Genomic DNA, 19,818 nt, shown 5'->3' with positions numbered 1-19,818 from the left:
CGAATTTCGCCACCAATTACAGAATCGCACCCGCGCGATACTTTGCCGCATTGGGATGTTGCTTGACGATCGATTCAATCTTGGCAACGACGGTCGCGACTTGTGCGGGCGCGTTGCCGACAAATTCGGCGGGGGCACCAATCGCAGCTGTCAGCGTCGCATGATCCATTGGGATTCTTGCGTCAGCTGCCAATCGATCGATCAAGTCGTTTTCGTCGCCGCCTTGTTCTCGCATTGCTAACGCTGCAGCGACGGCATGTTCTTTGATGGCTTCGTGTGCCGTTTCGCGGCCGACACCTGCCTTGATTGCCGCAACCAGAATCTTGGTGGTCGCCAGAAACGGCAAGTAGCGTTTCATTTCTCGACCAATCACGGCGGGGTAGACGCCGAAATCGACCAGCACGGTTAGGAACGTTTCCATTTGCCCATCGATCGCCAAGAACGCATCTGGAATGGCAACGCGGCGGACCACACTGCAACTGACATCACCTTCGTTCCATTGGTCACCGATCAATCCGCCGACCATCGCTACGTAGCCGCGAAGAATCACTGAAAAACCATCGATTCGTTCAGCCGAACGTGCATTCATTTTGTGCGGCATCGCGGACGAGCCAACTTGGCCGGGCTTGAATCCTTCGGTAGCCAGTTCGGCTCCCGCCATCAATCGCAGTGTGCGTGCGAAGTTGGCGGGGCCTGATGAAAGCTGAGCCAGCGATGTGACAACATCGAAATCCAGTGATCGGGGATAGACCTGTCCGACGGAATCAAAGTAGCTGCCGAATTCCAACCGTTTGGCGATGCGCTGGTCAAGCGATGCGAGTTTCGATGCGTCGCCTTCAAACAGGTCTAGCATGTCTTGTTGGGTTCCGACGGGGCCCTTGATGCCACGCAGCGGATACCGGGCCAGCAAGTCTTCGATGCGTCCCAAGCCGGCCAGAAGTTCTTCGCCGATCGACGCAATTCGCTTGCCGATCGTGGTGACTTGCGCGGGTACGTTGTGGCTGCGACCGGCGATTGCCAGTTCAGCAAAATCGGCTGCTCGTTCAGCCACCAAGCCTAGAGCAGCAATTGTGCGATCGCGGACCAACAATAACGCGGTGCGGATCTGCAGTTGCTCGACATTCTCGGTCAAGTCGCGAGACGTCATTCCTTTGTGGATGTGTTCATGCCCGGCTAGCGCGTTGAATTCTTCGATGCGAGCTTTTACATCGTGCTTGGTGACCCGTTCGCGAGCGTCGATGGATTCTAGGTCGACGTTTTCGATCACCGCGCGATAAGCATCGATGACGCCTGGCGGGATCGGAACGCCCAAATCGGACTGAGCTTCCATGACCGAGATCCAAAACTCTCGCTCCAGAACGACTTTTCCGGCCGGAGACCAAATTTTGACCATCGCCTCGCTGGCGTAACGAGAGGCGAGCACATTGGGAAGATTGACCGACACGTGGGGGGGTCCTGTGGATCGAGAATGCGGAGAATTAGGGGGGAATGGCCAAAACGTGGGTTCCTGACCGCGATCAGCGATCGAGAACGGGAATGTAACCGACAAAATGCAGTCGGCGAAATGTACTCGAAGTCGCCGCTTTGGGCCAAAGCCGCCGTTTCGGCAACAAAACGAGTTCGATAACATACGGGTCGATCCGATCGTTCCCGAGGGTGCGATCGAATCGACACATATTATCTAAAGCACCGGAATTTGAATGTTCACCCTGATTGGTTTTTCGCTTGGCCGTTCCGTCGGCAAGGCGGCTTTTTTTTCACTTCACTCGATCGCTGTCGTTTTGATTGCTGGGCTGACCGCTACGTCGCCACTGATCTTTTTGAACGCTGTTGTCGGCCAAGAAACTGCTTCTGAAAAGGCTGCTCCGGCTGGTGGTGGCAATAACGCAGTTGCCTATCAACCGGCGATCGAGTTGTTGCCAGAAACCGTCGCGGGGTTGGTTCGCGTTCCCGACTTGCCAAAATTTTGCACCGCTTGGAAATCCACCAACGCGGGCCAATTGATTGAGCATCCGTCGATGAAGCCGTTCGTCGATGCTCAACGTGAGCGCGCGAAAGATTATCTGCAATCACTTGACAACAAAATCGGATTGAAGCTTGAAGATCTTTACGAGATTGGTTCGGGTGAAGCTGTGTTTGCGTGGTTGCCATTCGAGAATGACAAGCGACGCCCGTTCGCTGTTTGTGTCGTTGCCGATATTCGCGGACGCAAGGCGAAGGCGGATGAAGTGATGGCGACGCTGGATACCGACCTGAAAGCCGGTGGTTGGATTCGCACCGATGCCCAGCACCTTGGAGAGACTGTTCGGATTTACAACACCAAGCCCAAACCAGGGCAATTGAAAGTTGAGCAGATTGCGATCACGCTCAACGACTCGCGTTTGATCACAGCAGATCGGGATTCGGTCGTCACGGATTTACTCGATGCGATCGCCGGTTCGCCAAAGGGGCCGTCGATCAGTGAGGCGGAAGACTTTCGCACGGTGCTTACTCATTCGGCACGTGCGATCCGCGGTCCGGCAACTACCAACGGTGGAATTGTCGCGCTTGAATGGTTTGCCCGCCCGTTTCAAATGGGACGCATTGTTCGCGAGTCGCTGGACATTGATCGCGGCAATCAAGTCGACATTTTGAAGCTGTTGCAGAACCAAGGTTTCGAAGCGATCAAGGGTGTCGGCGGAATCGCCATCATGGCCGGTGATCCTTTCGATATTCTGCACAAAGGTTTTGTGTGGGCACCAGGCGTCACGGGCAAGCCTGACAAATACGAAATGGCAGCACGAATGCTGCAGTTTCCCAATGAGCCTGCCAAGCCTTTGCCGACTTGGATCGGTGACGATGTGGCAACCGTAAATCGCTTGAACGTCAAAATCGAAGAAGCGTTTTGGGCTGCCGAATCGCTGGTCAACGAAGCATTCGGCGACGCCATCTTTCGCGACATCATCGATGGCATTCGTGAAGACGAAGACGGGCCGCAAATCGATATTGAAAAGAACGTGCTACCAAACCTCGACAATCACGTTTTGCTGATTACTGATAACACGTTGCCGGCTGATGTTAATTCAGACCGAATGTTGGTCGCGATTCGCGTTGCTGATGCCGCTGCAATCAAGGTGGCGATTCGTAAAGCGATGGAAGTCGAACCCGATGCCAGCCAAATGGATGCGTTGCCGGGTGTCGAAATTTGGCGTGTGCAACGCGGTGAGGGTACAGACGACTTTGATGCCGAATTGTTCGGTGACTTGGCAATCGAAGAAGAGGAAGAAACCGACGAGCCACCGCCTTTGTTGGATCACTGGGCGATCGCGCTGGTTGAAAAAGGTCCTGGATCGGATGCGCCGTACTTGATGTTTTCAAGCCATCCGGAATTTTTGGTGGAAACGGCCAAGCGAATTCAGCAGGGCACTCCCGGCGGATTCGGTAGCCAGCCACGTGTGATTGCGATTTCGGATGCGATGAAGCAGTTACAGGCTGGTCCGGTTGCACTGGACCGATTCGTCCGCACCAAGTTGTCGCTGCGAGTGAAATACCAATTGCTGCGTCAGAACCGATTGAAAGAAAGCGATACGTTGATTGCATCGCTGGTTCGACGTGCGTTCGAAGACGCGGAAAGCGATGAACCTAATTTGATGGATGCCACCAAATTGCCGGCCCTCAGCGAGATCGAGCATCTGTTGCCCGAGGCCGCCAGCTACATCAATACGACGGAAGATGGCTGGGAAATGACCAGCTTCTTTTTGAAGTAGAAGTCCACGTCCGGTGAATCAGGTTTTCGGTTCGACTGTGTTTCAATGGTTCCGAAAACCTAGTCGGCTGTTTCGCTGTGTTTGAAACGCAGGTGTTGGAAAGCTGGGGTTACTCGCCTTGGACAGCTTTGCGGACGGCGGGCAGGACTCGGTTTTGGACTTCTTCCAGAGTGCCTTCGACGAAGGCGCCGGCTGCTGCTCTGTGACCGCCGCCACCGAACAACTGGGCAACTTCGTTGCTGTCCATTTCGCATCGGCTGCGGAAGCTGAGTTTGAACCCGCCCTTGAGCTGTTCGACAAAGATCACGGCAGCTTGAGCGCCTTGCACAGCCAGCGTCAAGTTGATGGCGTCTTCGGTGTCGTTGGGCATTGCGCCGCACGCTGCAAAGTCTTCTTTCTTGACGTAGGTGTGCATCAGTTTGCCATCCAGTTCAGCTTCGGTGCGCGACAATATCGTGCCACGCAGTTTTAATCGGCCGATTGTGTCGCGTTCATACAAGTCGCCATAGATTTCGCTGGGCACGACACCCGCATCGATCAGCCGCCCGATCACGCGGTACGTTTCTGCGGTCACACTTGGAAAGCGAAACCATCCGGTATCGGTTGCAATTGCGGCGAACAAAGGCATGCCCATCGAGCGAGTGATTGGCACGCCCAACGCGTCGGCAGCCTGTACGACCAAGTGGCCGGTCGCTTCGGCTTGGTAGTCCTTGTACATCGTCGCGTTCAGCGCGTCTTCGCCGATGTGATGGTCCAATACGATCTTGTCGCACGATGCCGCTCGGATGACGTCGCCCATATCGCCAAGCTGTGCCCATGCGCTGGTGTCCATGATCATAATGCAATCGCACGAGATGTCTTCGGGCTCGACGTGATCGCCGAGTACTTCGATGGCTTCAGCGGGGTCCAGGAAGTTCAGTGCCGCTGGGGTGCGGTGAGCGTTGATGATGCGGACCGTTTTTCCGATCGTTCGCAGCACTTCGGCCATTCCAAGTTCGCTGCCAAGTGCATCGCAGTCGGGACGAATATGGCTGACTAAAACGAAGGATTGGTAATGGCTGATCTGTTGAGTGAACGCTTTCCAGTTGACGCTCATGAAATTCTGATCCTGGTTGGGCTACTGAAAGCGGCGGGGTGATTGGGGTGAGTGTTAGCGTGGGGCTAGTTGGTCGCGAATGGTTTGGATGTCTCGCCCGAGTTGCTCAGCGAGTTGTTGGGCCGAATCAAACTTCGTGATACCTCGCACGTGGATGGCAAAATCAACCTGCAGTGTATGGTCATACAGGTCGCCATCGTAATCGATCACGTGCACCTCGACCTTCACGTCACCGTCTTCGTTGAAAGTGGGGTTGGGGCCAATGTGGATTGCCGCGCGATACCGTTGGTCGCCAGTTTGAACTCGGCCGCCGTAAACGCCGACTGCTGGTATCACGGTGTCGATGGATTCCAAGTTTGCCGTTGGAAATCCAATCGTTCGGCCGCGGCGTGATCCGCTGACCACTCGGCCGCTAATTCGGTAATCTGTACCAAGCAATTGATTCGCGGTTGCCAAATCACCTTGGGCTAGGCAATTGCGGATCCGAGTACTGCTGATCATTTCGCCGGCCATGGTCGTTGGCAGTGCGATTTGCAGTTCGACTTGATCGGCTTGGCACATTTGCCCGAGTGCGGCGATGTCGCCCTCTCGGCCACGTCCAAAAAAGAAATTTGGCCCCTCAATGACGGCCTTGGCGTCAAGCGTTTGGCGAATTAGAGATTCGTAGAACTGCTGGGCGGTCAATTTCAGTAATCCGCCCCTGGTGTCACAAATCACCAGAGCATCGACGCCGAGATCGGTCATCAGTTCGGCTCGCCGTTTCAGCGAAGCCAGCTTCGGCGGGGCTTTGTCTGGCCTCAGAATCTCTGCTGGATGCGGGGCCAGCGCGATGGCGACGGCGGGGCCGCCAACACGATCGGCTGCACGGCGCAGTTGTTTCAACAGGGCAGCGTGGCCGCGGTGGACTCCGTCAAAGTTGCCGATCGAGACGGCTCCTCCGCGAAGATGCGCCAGCCGAGCCTGGTCGTTGGCATCGGTGACGTTGGCGAGCGGAACGATTTTCGTCACGAGAAGGGCAAATTGCAGTGAAGGGCAGGGGAGTGTGGCCGGCGAGTCCTGGCCCGCACAAATTATGCGCCGTCAACCGGAAAGCTTCTAGCCTGCGCATCCACAACCGCTTGCGGCAAGCACTGCAATATCTCTAGTGCAGTCAATCCGGCTTGCCCGGTCAACTTGGCCGCCAAATCGCCCGCCCGCCCATGAATCCAGACCGCAAGTCGGGCTGCGTCCCACGGCGAAAGCCCTTGGCCCAGCAAAGATGTGACCACGCCCGTCAATACGTCGCCCGATCCGGCCGTCGCCATGCCGGGGTTGCCCGTCGAATTGGTGTAACGTTGGCCGAGCCCGACCACGACCGTTGGTCCTCCTTTGACGACGATCACCGCGCCTGTTTGATCGGACAGTTTCTCCGCTGCATTGATTTGATCTGTCCGGTGTTTGGCCGGTACGCCGACCAGTCGCTGGAGTTCACCTGGATGAGGTGTTAGCACAAGCGGTCCGGTATGGTCAGCAGTTGCCGACGACGCCCAGGCCAGTTCGGCCAACACGTTGATCGCATCGGCATCTAGCACTCGCGGCAGCCCCGATGCGGCGATCAATCGCTCGACGATCCGCACGGATCCGGCGCCGGTCGTCATTCCAGGGCCTGCGCCGACCGCATCGACCTTTGCGAGTCGCGTCGCAACCGACGTTGATGCCTCCACTGAAAACGTGCCCTTGTCGTCGTCGGGCAACGGGATCGTCATCAAGCAAGGATGGAAGGCTGCTACCGTTTCTAAGCACCGATTGGGGACCGCTGCGGTGACGAGGCCAGATCCTGTCTTCAGTGTCGCCACCGACGACAGTGAGATTGAACCACTCATGCCACGCGAACCGCCAATGAGCAGCACGCGGCCAAACGTGCCTTTGTGCGCATCTTGGGTGCGCTCAGGTATCTGAACCGGAGGGCGAGACTGTGTTGGCATGAAGGAGTCCGTTTGTAGGCTGACAAAGATCTAGCTTGCTTGACAGGTATCAGGTGTTACTTGACGTAACTGTGAAACGACCATGCCGGCCAGATAACCGCCTTTGAATCCGGCGTCGATGTTGACCACCGCAACGTTCGCGGCGCAGGCGGACAGCATTCCCAGCAGCGGCGTCAGCCCGCCCAGCGATGCGCCGTAGCCGACGCTGGTTGGGACCGCAAAAATGGGAACCGCCAAATGCCCGGCCACGACGGACGGCAGAGCTCCCTCCATGCCGGCCACCACCACAACGGCGGACGCTTCTCGAAGTTTTGGCACCGCCGCGATCAGTCGCTGGGGGCCGGCCACGCCAATGTCGTCAAACCGAGAAACGGGGACTCCCATCCACTCAATGGTCTCGATCGCTTCTTCGGCGACCGGTGCATCGGTGCTGCCCGCGGTGACGACGGCGACATGCAGACCGTTGGGGGATGGCTGCAGACCAGACACAATCGGAGCACTGCTGACGCGTAGCGTTCGGGCGACGGGGTTGTGTCGAGCGTGTGTAAACCGATGGGTCGCTGCAACGGCGGTCTGCGGATCGATTCGCGTCACCAACGAGTCTTGCCCAGCCTCTAATTGCGTTTCGATCAGCCTTGCGACTAGGTCAGCGGATTTCCCGGGCCCGTAGATCACTTCGCCGAATCCGCAGCGGGCCTTGCGGCCGAGGTCCACCGTTGCGCCGTCAATCTCTGTCATGGACGTTCCATCCGCCGCATCAGTCGCTGTTTCAGGGACTGCCAACAAGCCGATTTGATGGACCAAATCAGTCGCCGTGGCGCGTCCTGCGATGACCTCGGAAAGCAGGCAAAGCAGGGCAGAGGGGATTCCGTTTTGCTCAGGCATGGGCGAAACGCTCGCGAAAGGTTACAAAATTCATCTCTATGGCTTCCTTTGTCAACTTCGTCATCTAACAGTTTTTGCGGACATCATCGTAATGAAAAAGTGTGTACTGGCTTACTCCGGCGGCTTGGATACTTCCGTGATTCTCGGTTGGCTTCAAGATCAAGGCTACGAAGTTCACGCCGTCTACGTCGACTTGGGGCAACCCTGTGAAGACCGTGCCGCGATCAAGAAGAAGGCCGAAGATGGCGGAGCTGCATCGTACCGTGCCATCGACGTTCGCGAAGAACTGTGCCGCGACTTTGCTTTTCCCGTTTTGGCGTGGCAAGCGAAGTACGAGCAGATCTACTTGCTCGGCACGTCAATCGCCCGTCCGCTGATCAGCAAGATTTGTTTACAAGTCGCTCGCGAAGTCGGCGCGACCGCGTACGCTCACGGTGCGACCGGCAAAGGAAATGACCAATGCCGATTCCAGCTGGCTGCCGAAGCCTTGGATCCCAAGGTCGAAATGATCGCTCCATGGCGCATCAAAGAATTCCGCGAAGCATTCCCCGGTCGGACCGAGTTGATCGCGTACTGCAAAGACAAGAACATTCCCGTCAAAGCGTCGACCAGCAAACCGTACAGCAGCGACGAGAACGTGCTGCACATCAGCTACGAAGCAGGGCAATTGGAAGAACTTGATATCAACGGTGTCGAGTTGGTCGATTTTGGAATGGGCGTCAGCCCGCAGGAAGCACCTGATAAGTCCGAATCGGTGTCGATCGGATTCGTTTCCGGCGTGCCAACGACGCTGAACGGCAAAAAGGTTTCGCCGCTCGAGATGGTCGAGGGGCTCAACACGATCGGAGGTCGGAATGGTGTCGGCCGTATCGACATGGTTGAAAACCGATTCGTCGGCATGAAGAGTCGTGGTGTGTACGAGTCGCCAGGTATGACGATTCTGTATAACGCGCTGATGAACGTTGAACAGTTGACGATGGATCGCGATCTGATGCACATGCGAGATCGCATGGCGCCCGAAGTTGCCGAGATGGTTTACTACGGTTTCTGGTACACGCCCAAAATGGATGCCTTGTTGGCGTTCATTAAGGAAGCGCAGAAGCCCGTCACCGGTGACGTAACGCTGAAGTTGTACAAAGGCAACATTAGCGTTGATTCGCGAACTAGCCCGAACAGCCTATACGACGCTGAGATCGCCACGATGGAAGGCGGCGGATCGTACAACCAAGACGACGCCGAAGGATTCTTGCGAATTCAGGGTCTGCCATCGCGCGTGCAGGGCACCGTCAAGCCACGTAGCTACTAAGGTTTGTAGCTACTCAGGTTTGCTGAAAATCTCGATCCCAACTTCGGTCATCTGAGGTTGCCTCGTTTCGTAGGCATCGAGCTCGAAACCATCTAACGTCTTCACCGTCGCTTTTGCGGTATTTCACTCAATTTCTGTCCGATCAGGCCGCGAGGCCGATTGGACAGGATTATTCTTCGACGTAACGGTCACCTTCTGTCTGACGCCAATTTTTTCGAAGTTGACCGAGACTCTGCCCGACCAACTTGCCCGAGCCAGTCAGCGCTAAGGGTGTGACGGGGAATACTCATTCAGGGGGTGTTTTGTGGCTGTTGTCCGTCTGTAGCGTGAATTTGAGCGGATTGTTCATTTGACGCGGCGAAACCATAGCAGTACGCTAGCGGGAAGTTGACCGGCCTTATAATCCTGTCGACCCTCCTCTTTTGCTGCTCGGCTGTTCCACCTATGACCCCATTTTATGGCGTGATCGACCTATAGGCAGCGGCATAGGAATACCCCTTTTCGGCACTTGCGTGCGTCCAAACTAAGGTGATGGTGATGTTCAGTTTCCAAACGCTGATCTCTCGAGGGCTGGCCGTCCTCTGTCTGCTTGCACTTTCTTCGTCGGTAGCATCGGCAGGGACTTTCGAAGTCGATAGTCCCATCGCTGCCAAGCTGATGAAAAGTAAAGTCTTTGCCGCGCAGTTCCTCAATCGCGCAACGTTTGGGCCTACGATGGCCGACATCGATACTTTGGCTGGCCGAATCAATCAAATCGGTATTCGTCCTGCGTGCGAAGAATGGATCGATGCTCAATTTGCGCTGCCAGCGACTGAGCACCAGCCGTTGATGATGAGCATGATCGCCAACGACGGATTCACGTCTGGCCAGAACAACGTTTGGATTCAGCGTTTTCGGCACCACGCCTGGTGGACGGCTTCGCTGCAGGCCGACGACCAATTGCGTCAGCGAGTTGCCTGGGCGCTCAGTCAGATTCTTGTCACCAGCGAAGACGGAGCCGGATTTAATGACACCGGCCTCGGTAATCTTTCGGGAGTCGGCCGCTGGGTCGGAGTCACAAATTACTACGATGTTTTGGTCAACGGTGCGTTCGGAAACTACCGCGATCTACTTCAAGATGTGACCTATCACCCGGTGATGGGGGTTTATCTCAGCCACATGCGAAATCGCAAGACGAATGGTGTTCGTTATCCAGACGAAAACTATGCTCGCGAAGTCATGCAATTGTTCTCGATCGGTCTGTATGAGCTCTACAACGACGGGCGATTGAAGACCACTCTCAGTGGCGAACTGATTCCAACGTACACGAACGAAACGATCAAAGAACTTGCTCGGGTGTTCACGGGGCTAACTTTCAAGCCGAGTGATACCAGCACAAACAATCGGGTCTTTTATTCGGGCAACGACTTTTTGTACCCCATGGAAATGGCCCAGCACGAACACGACACCGAACCCAAGACCTTGGTCAGCGGGCAAGTTGTCGATGTCGACGATGGTGACGCCGACATCGCGGCGGCGCTGGATGATTTATTTGATCACGCCAACGTCGCGCCGTTCATTTCGTATCGGTTGATTCAGCGGCTTGTTAAAAGTAATCCATCGCGAGCCTACATCCGCCGAGTCGCTCGGACGTTTGACAACAACGGGCAGGGGGTCAAAGGCGATATGAAGGCGGTTGTTAAAGCTATTTTGATCGATCCTGAAGCCTGGCGTTCGGTTCGTGTCCGAGTGCTGCGAAGTCCGAATCGAGTCGACGTTGCTACGCGTGGGACTGAGTATTCCCGATTGCGTGAGCCGGTGATTCGTTACACGTCTTTGATGCGTGGCTTAGAAGCGACAAGCGACTATGCCAATGGTTATGCGATGGTGACGCCGCGTGATTATGACTGGACACAAGAGCCCTATAAGTCGCCTAGCGTCTTTAGCTTTTTCTTGCCGGGTTTCCAACCACCGGGTGACTTGATCGGGTTCCAGCCATCGCGGCGAATTCCGAACGGGAACTTGGTAGCGCCCGAGTTCCAGCAGATGACAGCTGTAACGGCAAACCGTTTGGTCAACCGGTACATCGGCGATCTGAATCGCGGTGGGGCAAGGTTCACTGCCAGCAACGGATCCGTTTACAACATGGAATGTAATCTGACATTCAACTTGGATGCCGACCGTGCGCTGGTCAACGAAGACGATCTGACCAATAAAGGAAACTTGACCGATGCGGCTTGGGAGGCAATCCAGCGTTCCGAGGCAGCCGTTAGTAACTTAGTCACTTTGATTGACAAGTACGACCTGCTGTTCTGTTCCGGAACGATGCCGCAAGAGTTCAAAGACGAGATTGCCTACGTCGTCTTGAAAGAAACCGATTGGATGATCGGTAATGCCAATGGTACGCCAGCATGGCAAACACGAGCTGGTGAGTTTCGCGTTTTATCGACGTTGATTTCGGTGCTTACTTCGCCGTTTGCTGCGATCGAAGAATAGTGTCCCGTTCCTGATTGTTACCTAATCCAACCGACTACTTATCACTTGAGTCCTTGCGATGAAACGCTCACACATAGTTGCTAAAGACACCTCACGCCGTGACATTCTAAAGTTGGCGGGTGGCTGTGCGGCGCTTACCAACACTTCGCTCTTGTCGACGATGTTGAATCTGTCGGCGACTAACACCGCGGTCGCGCAAACATCAGGATTGTCTGGCTACAAGGCGCTCGTCTGTGTTTTCTTGTTTGGCGGAAACGATTCGTTCAATATGCTGACGCCCTTAACTTCGTCCGAGCATGCGGATTATCTGGCCGCTCGTGGTGGCGACTACACCGCTGGCAACGGTGCGCTTGGGATTCCGGCATCGGAACTCGCAGCGACCGCGATCACGGATTCGGTATCGGGACGCCAGTTCGGCATTCACCCGTCTATGCCCGAAGTCAAAACGCTGTTCGACCAAGGGAAGGCAACTTTCCTTGCCAACGTCGGCAGCCTGGTCGAGCCGACCACAATGGCTCAGTACCAATCGCGAGCGAATCTGCCGCTCGGTTTGTTCTCGCACTCGGACCTGCAACAGCACTGGATGACTTCCGTCCCTCAGTCTCGCTCACAGGTCACTGGGTGGGCGGGCCGAATGGCTGATATGATCACTGATACGGTCAATACGAATCCTGCGATTTCGATGAACATGTCGCTGGACTCGGTCAATCTTTTGCAAACCGGCGGTTCGGTGGTTCCTTATGTGGTCACCAGCAATGGTGCACAAGAGGTTGGCTGGTATGGTCCCACTTGGACGCAGGCAAAAATATTTACGACGCTGACGGACGATGTGCTTTCCCGTTCTTACGCCAACTTGATGGAGAAGACGTTTGCCAAGATGAATCGCACAGCTTTGGACGCTGCGATTTCTTTCAATGATGCCGTTGATCAAATTACAACCGTTGATCAGTTTTTCCCAACGTCGCCGTCCCGATTGCAGAGTCAATTGCGAATGATCGCCAAGTCGATCGGTGCGCACGAAAGCATCGGCCAGTCACGCCAGATTTTCTTTGTTGGCGTCGGCGGCTGGGACAATCACGATAATTTGATTGGAGCCCAAGATACCAACCTGGCGACGGTCAGCCAGGCGTTGAAAAGTTTCCAGGATTCGATTGACGAATTGAATATGACCAACGACGTGGTCACGTTCACGGCAAGTGATTTTGGCCGAACGCTTAGTAGCAACGGCAAGGGCAGTGATCACGCCTGGGGTGGAAACCAGATCGTAATGGGCGGTCCGGTCACTGGTGGGCGAATTCATGGCGACTATCCGTTGTCGCTTGCGTCAGGGAATGCTTTGGACTTGGGCCGTGGGCGTTTGCTGCCGACGACATCCGTTGATCAAATGGCCGCTGAATTGGCGATGTGGTATGGCGTTGCCAATGACAATAACATGGAACATATCCTGCCTAATATCCGAAATTTCTTCGGCGCCGGTACTTCGTATCCAATCGGATTCTTGTCGTAAGGTTGTCGCCGAATCGAGTTTCGCGACCGAGCACCCAATCTAGATTCTGAGCCGCGTGTTGATTTTGATCCGCACGGCAATGGGGGACTTGTTCAGTCAAGCAGGTCATCGGCGAGTCGTTCGCCGCCTTGCGGCGTCACTAAAGCTCTGAAAATCGCCGGATCGATTGTGTCCGGTATGAAGTGACCGCGTCCATCAGTGGTTACGACTGCCACGCCGCCGGCTGTCAATCCGCCCGGTTCGTTTCCAAAGCCACTGCCAACGTTGCCTTGCATCCGGATGATGTCGAGGTCGATCGGTTCGGTCCAAAGTGACGAGGGCGAATTGAAAACCGCTTCGGTTATCAAGATCGTTTGGGAGGGATCATCGGTGATGTCGGACGGTCCCAACGCGCCTTGGGTCGGAAACAGGGTTCCCGGGCCGGTCACTAAGAAATAGCTTGACTGTCCATAGAGTCCATTGGCAATCGCCGAGGGGTGTTGGTACACCTTCGGCATACCAAAGTCGGCCGCGTTTCGGTTGGCCGGATGGTCCCATGGCAATTGAAGATTGAAGCGGTTGTACAGTTCGTCTTCGCCGAGATAGGGCAACAACAGTACTCGCCAGGAATGCATCGGTTGTTGCTTTGCGTCGCGGATCATCGGTGGCGGATACGTTCCATGGTCTGCTGCATAAGCCGCCATCGCGGCTGCGATCTTTTCCAGGTTGCGAATGGATGCCGTTTGTTCTCGGCTGGTGGCAAGCGTCGACATCGTTTGGCCGCCAAATCGAATAGCTGCAAACAACAAGCTGCCGACGAGTAAGACGGTTACCAGCACGGCCGCCAGCCAACCGAAATTTCGTTTGGTTGGTACGTTCTGTGGCGAGGGCAGGGCAGGGGACTGGGTTGCGAATTTTGGCATTACAATCGCTGCGCCGCACGTCACGCACTGTCCAGCCAGTCCGCTGAATCGATCGTCGACCTGGGTCTTCGTATTGCATTCGGGACAGGTGAACAGAAATGGCATGATGAGGGTCCGAGTCGATTATTTTAGGCGCCGGTGGACTCCCCTTTTTTCGCGAGTCAAACACACTGGACGAACCTACCGAATGAATTTTACCAAAACGAATCAAGCAAGAGTGGTCCAATGAGAGTCGTGTTGCAGCGAGTTGCCGAGGCGATTGTGCGAGTGGATGGTGAGGTGGTTGGCCAGATCCAGCAAGGTTTGTTGGCGTTGGTAGGGGTAGGGCAGGGCGATGGCGAAGACGAGGTCCGTTGGCTGGCCGATAAGACATGTGGGCTTCGTATCTTTGAAGACCGACATGGAAAAATGAACCAGTCGGTCGAGGACATTGGCGGCGCAGTCCTAGCGGTTAGCCAATTCACATTGCTGGCAGATTGCCGAAAAGGCCGGCGACCCTCGTTCACCGATGCCGCCGATCCTCCAATCGCAAAGCGACTCTATCAACTCTATGCGGCTACGATTGCTCAGCGTGGTATCAAGGTCGAGCTAGGTGTTTTTGCTGCCGACATGAAAGTTTCGTTAGTGAACGATGGTCCCGTAACGATTGTATTGGACCGATCGCCGTTGGTTTAGTATCGCTTTCCATTCCATCGTGCAGGATCAAACAGTGGTGGTCCGGGTTGCGCGATGTATTGACGTTCCAAGTCAGTGCGAGAACGTATTCGGTCAACAATTCCGTGATCGCTCATGGCGAGATAGATCAGCAGACCCAATTGTGCGTAGATCGCGACGTTGATCATCATGTTGGGGCCAACAAACTTTAGCGCTGTTCCGAAGGATTTTTTAAGGCGAAATCCAAGTCCAATGTCAATTGCCCAGATTTCATCCATTGTCAAGTGAACGATGAATCCAAGCACGACGGCGATGGATTTGTAGACTCGAACAGATTCGCTCGGGCATGGCATGACCAAGTACGCCAACATTCCAGCGATCAGCGCAGCCGGGATGCTGTGCCACATTCCTCGGTGAACGGTATATCGTTTGAAGAACTCGACGGCGATGAATCGAATTGCCACATAGATCAGCATCGCGGCGAGCGCCATCGATTCATGGGACAGCCCAATGTCGCGGAATCGATCGATCATCAGAATCGGCGCGATCGCCGCCACGAACATGCTGGTCTCGCGAAGCGGTATGCCCGAGTCGCTATCCAGGTCGGGCAGCATTCCGCTGACCGCGCACACGCCACCGGCCAAAATTCCGCTTTCCAGCGACATGGATTGGCTGACCACGCCCCAGTAGCCGTAGGCGACTCCGACGAGCGTGCTTCCAGTAATGTGCGATTTGAAATCTGCCACTCGGGTAAGCAAGCCAGGGCAGGGGAGTGGACGGGGAACTTCCGGACTCCTACGTAGATAGTCTTTTTGTGGGACTCAACGCTAGCGCAACGTGCTGCGGATGAGTTGTCGGATTGGTATTCGATCCGATGCTGCCGATCGCTATAGTCCGACTGAGTGCCGATCGCAGATTTTTTGCTATCAACACCCTTCCCTCATTTTCGCTCATTCTCCACTGGCCTCTTGCCACGCCCCCACCGCTCTCTCCCTACCTTCATGGATGTATTTGATGGAGATCTACGACATTGTGATGTTGGTCGTTTTGATTGGCGCGATGTTGTTCGGCGCCGTCAAAGGACTTGCTTGGCAACTTGCCTCGATCGCTTCGATCTTGGGAAGCTATTTTGTGGCTTTGAAGCTGCGCGAGCCATTCGGACGATCGATCAGTGTCGAGCCGCCGTGGAACCAGTTCTTGGCGATGTTGATTCTGTTCATCGGAACGTCGCTGCTGATCTGGGTTGCGTTTCGGATGATCAGCAGTTCGATCGATCGGATGAAATTGAAGGAGTTCGACAATCACATCGGCGCTGTGTTCGGGTTGTTGAAGGGATCGCTGTACTGCACCTTGATCACGATGTTCGCTGTCACGTTGGCGGGTCAGCAAGTTCGCGAAAAAGTCGTGCAAAGCAAAAGCGGGATTTATATCGCTAAAGTTCTTGACCAAAGCCAATCTGTGATCCCGCCGGAAATCCACGAAGTGATCGGTCCGTACCTGGATCGATTCGAGCAGCAATTCCACGAAGCCGAGTCAGCCCGATCGAACATCGCTAGCGGCGAAGTTCGTCCGATCGGTGGGCTCGGCCAAGCGGCCGCCGGTTTTGTCGAATCCGCCCCCTGGCAACCGCCCGCCGCAGCACCCGCTTGGAACACTCAACAGGCTCGGCAATCGATCAACGGATCATACCAACGTTGATGCGTTGGGCGGGTCTCGGTTTGCGATTGATGCACTGAATCAAGCGAGCAGAATCTGTCTGTTTGCTGATCGGTTTGGCGAATGTGTGCGGGCGCAGGCTCGGCTCAAAATTTGGCGAACAGTTGTGACGCGGCTGTTCAAAGGGCGAACACTTGGTGTTCTGGATTCGCAAATGATTGGCGTGCGAGCCGCCGTGTAGGCTCGCCATCGCCATGGGTCGGTGCAGTGGGCGGCTCGAAAAGCAAAATCACGCCAGATACGGGGAAAACCGTACCTGCAATACAACATAAGAGGCATTATCGGACGTTGCGGGGCGGTTTGGAATCGCCCGTGGATGACGCTCTTCCCAGCCGTTTGGCCGTCTGTGTTCAGACGGCTTGTTCCATGAAGACGCCGATGCGGCGGAACTTTTCGTAGCGCTCGTCGACGAGTTCTTTGTCACTCTTCTGCTCAAGTTCCGACAGTGTTCGCGACAGATAAGTTTTCAACCGTGACGCCATTTGGTGATGGTCGCGGTGGGCGCCGCCGAGTGGTTCTTCGAGCACATCGTCGACCACGCCAAGCCGCTTCAGATCGCCGCTGGTGAACCTCAAAGCCGCCGCCGCTTTGGGTGCGTGCTCGTGGCTCTTCCACAGGATTCCGGCGCACCCTTCCGGGCTGATGACGCTGTAGTAAGCGTGCTCCAAAACGGCCACTCGATCGCCCACGCCGATGCCCAGCGCGCCACCCGATCCGCCTTCGCCGATGACGACGCAAATGACCGGTGTTTTCAGTCGGCTCATCATGAACATGCTCTCGGCAATCACTTGGGCCTGGCCACGTTCTTCTGCGCCGATTCCCGGGTACGCACCGGGTGTGTCGATAAAACAGATCAGCGGCAGTTTGTACTTCTCGGCGATCCGCATTCGGATCATCGCCTTGCGGTAGCCTTCGGGATGAGCGCATCCGAAGTGGCAGGCGGCGCGTTCTTTGTATGTGCGACCTTTCTGGTGACCGAGCACCATGACCTTGAACCGATCCAGTTTGGCAAAGCCCGAAAGCATCGCGCGGTCGTCGCCGAAGTGTTTGTCGCCGTGCAATTCGACGAACTCGTCGAACGCCAAATTCAGATAGTCGCGTGTGTACGGGCGGTTCTTGTGCCGCGAAACTTGAACGGTCTGCCACGCGTTCAGCGAGCTGTACGTTTCGCGAAGCTGTTTGACCAGTTCCAAACGCAGCCCTCGCATTTCGACTTCGATTTCGTCGGTGCGATCGGTGCGTCGTTCGAGCTGCGCAATTTGTTCTTCAAGTACTGCAATGTTCGATTCAAATTCTAATCCGGGACCGCCACTCATTATCGACCCTCCGTTACTTGTTGATCTTCGTCATCATCATCGTCTTCGAGCCCGCGATCTTTTAACAGCATGTCTTCGGCGCCTTTGATGCCTGGCATGTTGTCGAAAACACTTATCTTTGGTTTTCGAGGTCGCTTGTTGAAAATTTCAATGCCTCGCAACACCTTTAAAAACTCCCACATCGACGGCGGCCGGCTATCGGGTTTTTTGGCCATCATGCTTTTGACCAAGTCCGCGAATTCTCGTGTCACATTGTCGTTATGGACGATTGGGCTTGGGATCGAGGCGGTTAGGTGTTTATTAAGCAGGTCGTTTGGTGTGTCGCCGGTGAATGGTGGTTTGCCGGTCACCAGTTCATATAGGACGCATCCAAATGAATAGATGTCGGTGCGTTCGTCGCAAACTTTGCGGCGAATCTGTTCCGGAGCCATATAACTGCGAGTGCCTTTAGCAACTTTTTCACTATGAAATAATTTGCTAAGTCCTGTTTTTTTCTTTTGTGAGATCGTGAAGTCAATCAGCTTCACAACACCTTCGCGGCTGACCAGAAAGTTATCAGGCTTGATATCAAGGTGAAGCCAATTCTTAGTGTGCATGTAGTAGAGTCCCTCGGCAGATTGCTCAACAATTTTGCCAAGCATGAAAGCAAGAGATTCTGGTCCGCGACGCAATGCTTGCTTCATGTTCAGTTCGCTGAACAGTTCAAGCACTAAGTACGTGCGGCCATTGTCCTCACGCATGTCAATCACCTTAATGATTCGCGGACTGGCCAAGTCTTTCGCGACGGTGTACTCATGTTTCAACAACGCGATTTCGGCTTTGTCGGCTTTGCTTTCACGCAGCACTTTCAAAGCGAATCGTTCTTGGGTGTTCTCGTCGATCGCTTCCCAGACTTCAGCAGTGCTGCCGCCACGGATCAAGCGGGCGAGCCGATAGGGGCCGAGAAAGTCGCGTGATTTCGACATTTGTCAGGATGCTGAGAGGAAGCGGGTTGCTGGGCGCAAATTGGCAAACGGTACGGTCTGCGTAATTCGACATGATAACGCAAGATTTCGCCACCAGGGAAGATCAGACGGGTCTTGGCGATTTGCTCGCCAGAACCTCCCCGTACAGGTGTCGAATTTCTTTGGTCATCGTTTGATGCCGAAATTGGTCGGTAAAACGCGACTGCCCTTCCCTGCCCATCCGACGCCTCATTGGTTCGTCGCCGGCAAGTTGGACCAGCGAACGGGCCAGTTGGCCCGTGTCCTGGGCTGGGATCAAGAATCCGGTCAGATCGTCGATGGTGACTTCTCTGGCCCCGTCGACGTCGTAGCTGACGATTGGCTTTCCGGCAATCAAGGCTTGCGGCAGGGCTCGAGCCAGCCCTTCGCGGTATGACGTATGGACCAGCACGTCCATGGCACCGATCAGAGACGGGACCTCAGTTGGAGGTACCAGGCCTGTGAAGACGAAGTGATGCGTTAGCCCGAGTTCGTCGATTCGCTTTTTCAAACTGGGCCGTAAAATTCCATCGCCGACCAATAGGAAGCGAACGTTGGCATTTTGGCCGACCACTTCCGCCGCTGCGGTTACCAAGTCGTCGTGCCCTTTCAGGTGAAATAGTCGAGCAATCTTGCCGATGACAACATGATGGTTTTCAAAACCCCATTTTTGACGCACGGCATCACGGTGATCGTTGGCGTGGACGAATGGTTCGACATCCATGCCGCTGTAAATGGTTTGGAATTTTTCGCGCGGCGCGACATTTGCTTTGACCATCAGGTCGGTCATTGCGTCTGCAACACTGATCATCCGGTGACAATGTTTCGCCGCCCATTTTTCACAGCGCCGAAAGAACTCTCTTGCGACCGCGGATTGATAGGGATGGAACGGAGCGCCGTGAACCGAGTGGATAACCGCAGGGACTTGTTCATCCCAAGCCACATATCGGCCAAGCATTCCACCTTTTGCGCTATGAGTATGGACAACGTCAGGTTTGAATTCGCGAATCGCTTGGCGGATCGAACGACTGGCCGCCCAGTCACGACTAGGGTGAATCGAACGCAGCAAATTGGGCAGGATTCGAACTGGTAAGTCCCCTGCTCTGCCCTGGCTAAGCAAGTCTCCTTCGGGACCAACCGAAGGACCTGTGATCAAAAGAACGTCGTCACCGTAGTCGCGAACCAAATCCAAGCAATTCAGCAGCGTGTTTTCTTGCGCGCCGCCAATGATCATTCGAGTGATGACGTGAGCGATTCGCAATGCAATG

General features: G+C 55.1%; 16 protein-coding genes. 6 read left to right on the top strand and 10 right to left on the bottom strand.

Annotation, left to right across the window (positions count from 1 at the left end; translation table 11 throughout):
- Positions 1-16 precede the first annotated feature (16 nt).
- Positions 17-1,444, bottom strand: a complete 1,428-nt coding sequence (purB, locus tag Poly59_RS01140) for an adenylosuccinate lyase (RefSeq protein ID WP_146532249.1) — start codon at positions 1,442-1,444, stop codon at positions 17-19.
- Positions 1,445-1,700: 256 nt separating this feature from the next.
- On the opposite strand from purB, the gene Poly59_RS01135 reads away from it, so the two are divergent.
- Positions 1,701-3,746 carry a membrane or secreted protein gene (locus tag Poly59_RS01135; RefSeq protein WP_146532248.1) on the top strand — a complete coding sequence of 682 codons (2,046 nt, stop codon included), beginning with the start codon at positions 1,701-1,703 and terminating at the stop codon, positions 3,744-3,746.
- 109 nt (positions 3,747-3,855) lie between these two features.
- Here Poly59_RS01135 and Poly59_RS01130 read toward each other — a convergent pair whose 3' ends face one another.
- From Poly59_RS01130 to larB, 4 genes are all read right to left on the bottom strand, one after another.
- Positions 3,856-4,842 (bottom strand): DHH family phosphoesterase, encoded by a 987-nt coding sequence (locus Poly59_RS01130; protein ID WP_146532247.1) that lies wholly within the window; start codon positions 4,840-4,842, stop codon positions 3,856-3,858.
- A 54-nt stretch (positions 4,843-4,896) separates the two neighbouring features.
- Positions 4,897-5,850: a bifunctional riboflavin kinase/FAD synthetase gene (locus Poly59_RS01125; RefSeq protein WP_246151289.1), complete on the bottom strand. Its 954-nt coding sequence runs from the start codon at positions 5,848-5,850 to the stop codon at positions 4,897-4,899.
- A 62-nt stretch (positions 5,851-5,912) separates the two neighbouring features.
- The gene (locus Poly59_RS01120) at positions 5,913-6,806 is read right to left on the bottom strand and encodes an NAD(P)H-hydrate dehydratase (RefSeq protein WP_146532246.1); all 894 of its coding nucleotides are present in this window, start codon (positions 6,804-6,806) and stop codon (positions 5,913-5,915) included.
- A gap of 30 nt (positions 6,807-6,836) precedes the next feature.
- Entirely contained in the window at positions 6,837-7,691 is an 855-nt protein-coding gene (gene larB / locus Poly59_RS01115) for a nickel pincer cofactor biosynthesis protein LarB (protein WP_146532245.1), read from the bottom strand.
- Positions 7,692-7,782: 91 nt separating this feature from the next.
- On the opposite strand from larB, the gene Poly59_RS01110 reads away from it, so the two are divergent.
- The 3 genes from Poly59_RS01110 (at position 7,783) to Poly59_RS01100 (ending at position 12,979) form a co-directional block, all read left to right on the top strand.
- Positions 7,783-8,997, top strand: a complete 1,215-nt coding sequence (locus Poly59_RS01110; RefSeq protein WP_146532244.1) for an argininosuccinate synthase — start codon at positions 7,783-7,785, stop codon at positions 8,995-8,997.
- 537 nt (positions 8,998-9,534) lie between these two features.
- A complete protein-coding gene (locus Poly59_RS01105) occupies positions 9,535-11,472 on the top strand; it encodes a DUF1800 domain-containing protein (protein ID WP_186775955.1) in 1,938 nt (645 codons plus the stop codon).
- 58 nt (positions 11,473-11,530) lie between these two features.
- Entirely contained in the window at positions 11,531-12,979 is a 1,449-nt protein-coding gene (locus tag Poly59_RS01100; protein ID WP_146532242.1) for a DUF1501 domain-containing protein, read from the top strand.
- A gap of 92 nt (positions 12,980-13,071) precedes the next feature.
- Here the strand turns inward: Poly59_RS01100 and Poly59_RS01095 are convergent, their stop codons facing one another.
- Complete coding sequence (locus Poly59_RS01095) at positions 13,072-13,986, bottom strand: DUF1559 family PulG-like putative transporter (protein ID WP_146532241.1); 915 nt, start codon at positions 13,984-13,986, stop codon at positions 13,072-13,074.
- A gap of 120 nt (positions 13,987-14,106) precedes the next feature.
- Between Poly59_RS01095 and dtd the strand changes: the two genes are divergently transcribed.
- Positions 14,107-14,556 (top strand): D-aminoacyl-tRNA deacylase, encoded by a 450-nt coding sequence (dtd, locus tag Poly59_RS01090; protein WP_146532240.1) that lies wholly within the window; start codon positions 14,107-14,109, stop codon positions 14,554-14,556.
- On the opposite strand, the gene Poly59_RS01085 is transcribed toward dtd, so the two are convergent.
- Positions 14,553-15,281, bottom strand: coding sequence for a metal-dependent hydrolase (locus Poly59_RS01085; RefSeq protein WP_146532239.1), 729 nt, complete (start codon positions 15,279-15,281; stop codon positions 14,553-14,555). The genes dtd and Poly59_RS01085 overlap by 4 nt on opposite strands.
- 268 nt (positions 15,282-15,549) lie before the next feature.
- Here Poly59_RS01085 and Poly59_RS01080 point away from each other — a divergent pair, with 268 nt between their 5' ends.
- On the top strand, positions 15,550-16,233 hold the full coding sequence (locus tag Poly59_RS01080; protein ID WP_146532238.1) for a CvpA family protein: 684 nt from the start codon (positions 15,550-15,552) through the stop codon (positions 16,231-16,233).
- 368 nt (positions 16,234-16,601) lie between these two features.
- Here the strand turns inward: Poly59_RS01080 and Poly59_RS01075 are convergent, their stop codons facing one another.
- From Poly59_RS01075 to Poly59_RS01065, 3 genes are all read right to left on the bottom strand, one after another.
- Positions 16,602-17,567 carry an acetyl-CoA carboxylase carboxyltransferase subunit alpha gene (locus Poly59_RS01075; protein ID WP_146532237.1) on the bottom strand — a complete coding sequence of 322 codons (966 nt, stop codon included), beginning with the start codon at positions 17,565-17,567 and terminating at the stop codon, positions 16,602-16,604.
- A complete protein-coding gene (locus tag Poly59_RS01070) occupies positions 17,567-18,532 on the bottom strand; it encodes a serine/threonine protein kinase (protein ID WP_146532236.1) in 966 nt (321 codons plus the stop codon). Before Poly59_RS01070 ends, Poly59_RS01075 begins: the two co-directional genes overlap by 1 nt.
- A 103-nt stretch (positions 18,533-18,635) precedes the next feature.
- Positions 18,636-19,811, bottom strand: coding sequence for a glycosyltransferase family 4 protein (locus Poly59_RS01065; RefSeq protein WP_146532235.1), 1,176 nt, complete (start codon positions 19,809-19,811; stop codon positions 18,636-18,638).
- Positions 19,812-19,818: the final 7 nt, after the last annotated feature.

This window comes from Rubripirellula reticaptiva (assembly GCF_007860175.1).
GTDB classification, from domain to species: domain Bacteria; phylum Planctomycetota; class Planctomycetia; order Pirellulales; family Pirellulaceae; genus Rubripirellula; species Rubripirellula reticaptiva.
This window is presented reverse-complemented; position numbering and strand designations above follow the sequence as displayed.

Coding starts and splice junctions, on each gene's coding strand:
- Poly59_RS01135 (WP_146532248.1), top strand. CDS start 1,701: ATGTTCACCCTGATTGGTTTTTCGCTTGGCCGTTCCGTCGGCAAGGCG.
- Poly59_RS01130 (WP_146532247.1), bottom strand. CDS start 4,842: ATGAGCGTCAACTGGAAAGCGTTCACTCAACAGATCAGCCATTACCAA.
- Poly59_RS01120 (WP_146532246.1), bottom strand. CDS start 6,806: ATGCCAACACAGTCTCGCCCTCCGGTTCAGATACCTGAGCGCACCCAA.
- larB (WP_146532245.1), bottom strand. CDS start 7,691: ATGCCTGAGCAAAACGGAATCCCCTCTGCCCTGCTTTGCCTGCTTTCC.
- Poly59_RS01110 (WP_146532244.1), top strand. CDS start 7,783: ATGAAAAAGTGTGTACTGGCTTACTCCGGCGGCTTGGATACTTCCGTG.
- Poly59_RS01105 (WP_186775955.1), top strand. CDS start 9,535: ATGTTCAGTTTCCAAACGCTGATCTCTCGAGGGCTGGCCGTCCTCTGT.
- Poly59_RS01100 (WP_146532242.1), top strand. CDS start 11,531: ATGAAACGCTCACACATAGTTGCTAAAGACACCTCACGCCGTGACATT.
- Poly59_RS01095 (WP_146532241.1), bottom strand. CDS start 13,986: ATGCCATTTCTGTTCACCTGTCCCGAATGCAATACGAAGACCCAGGTC.
- dtd (WP_146532240.1), top strand. CDS start 14,107: ATGAGAGTCGTGTTGCAGCGAGTTGCCGAGGCGATTGTGCGAGTGGAT.
- Poly59_RS01080 (WP_146532238.1), top strand. CDS start 15,550: ATGGAGATCTACGACATTGTGATGTTGGTCGTTTTGATTGGCGCGATG.
- Poly59_RS01075 (WP_146532237.1), bottom strand. CDS start 17,567: ATGAGTGGCGGTCCCGGATTAGAATTTGAATCGAACATTGCAGTACTT.
- Poly59_RS01070 (WP_146532236.1), bottom strand. CDS start 18,532: ATGTCGAAATCACGCGACTTTCTCGGCCCCTATCGGCTCGCCCGCTTG.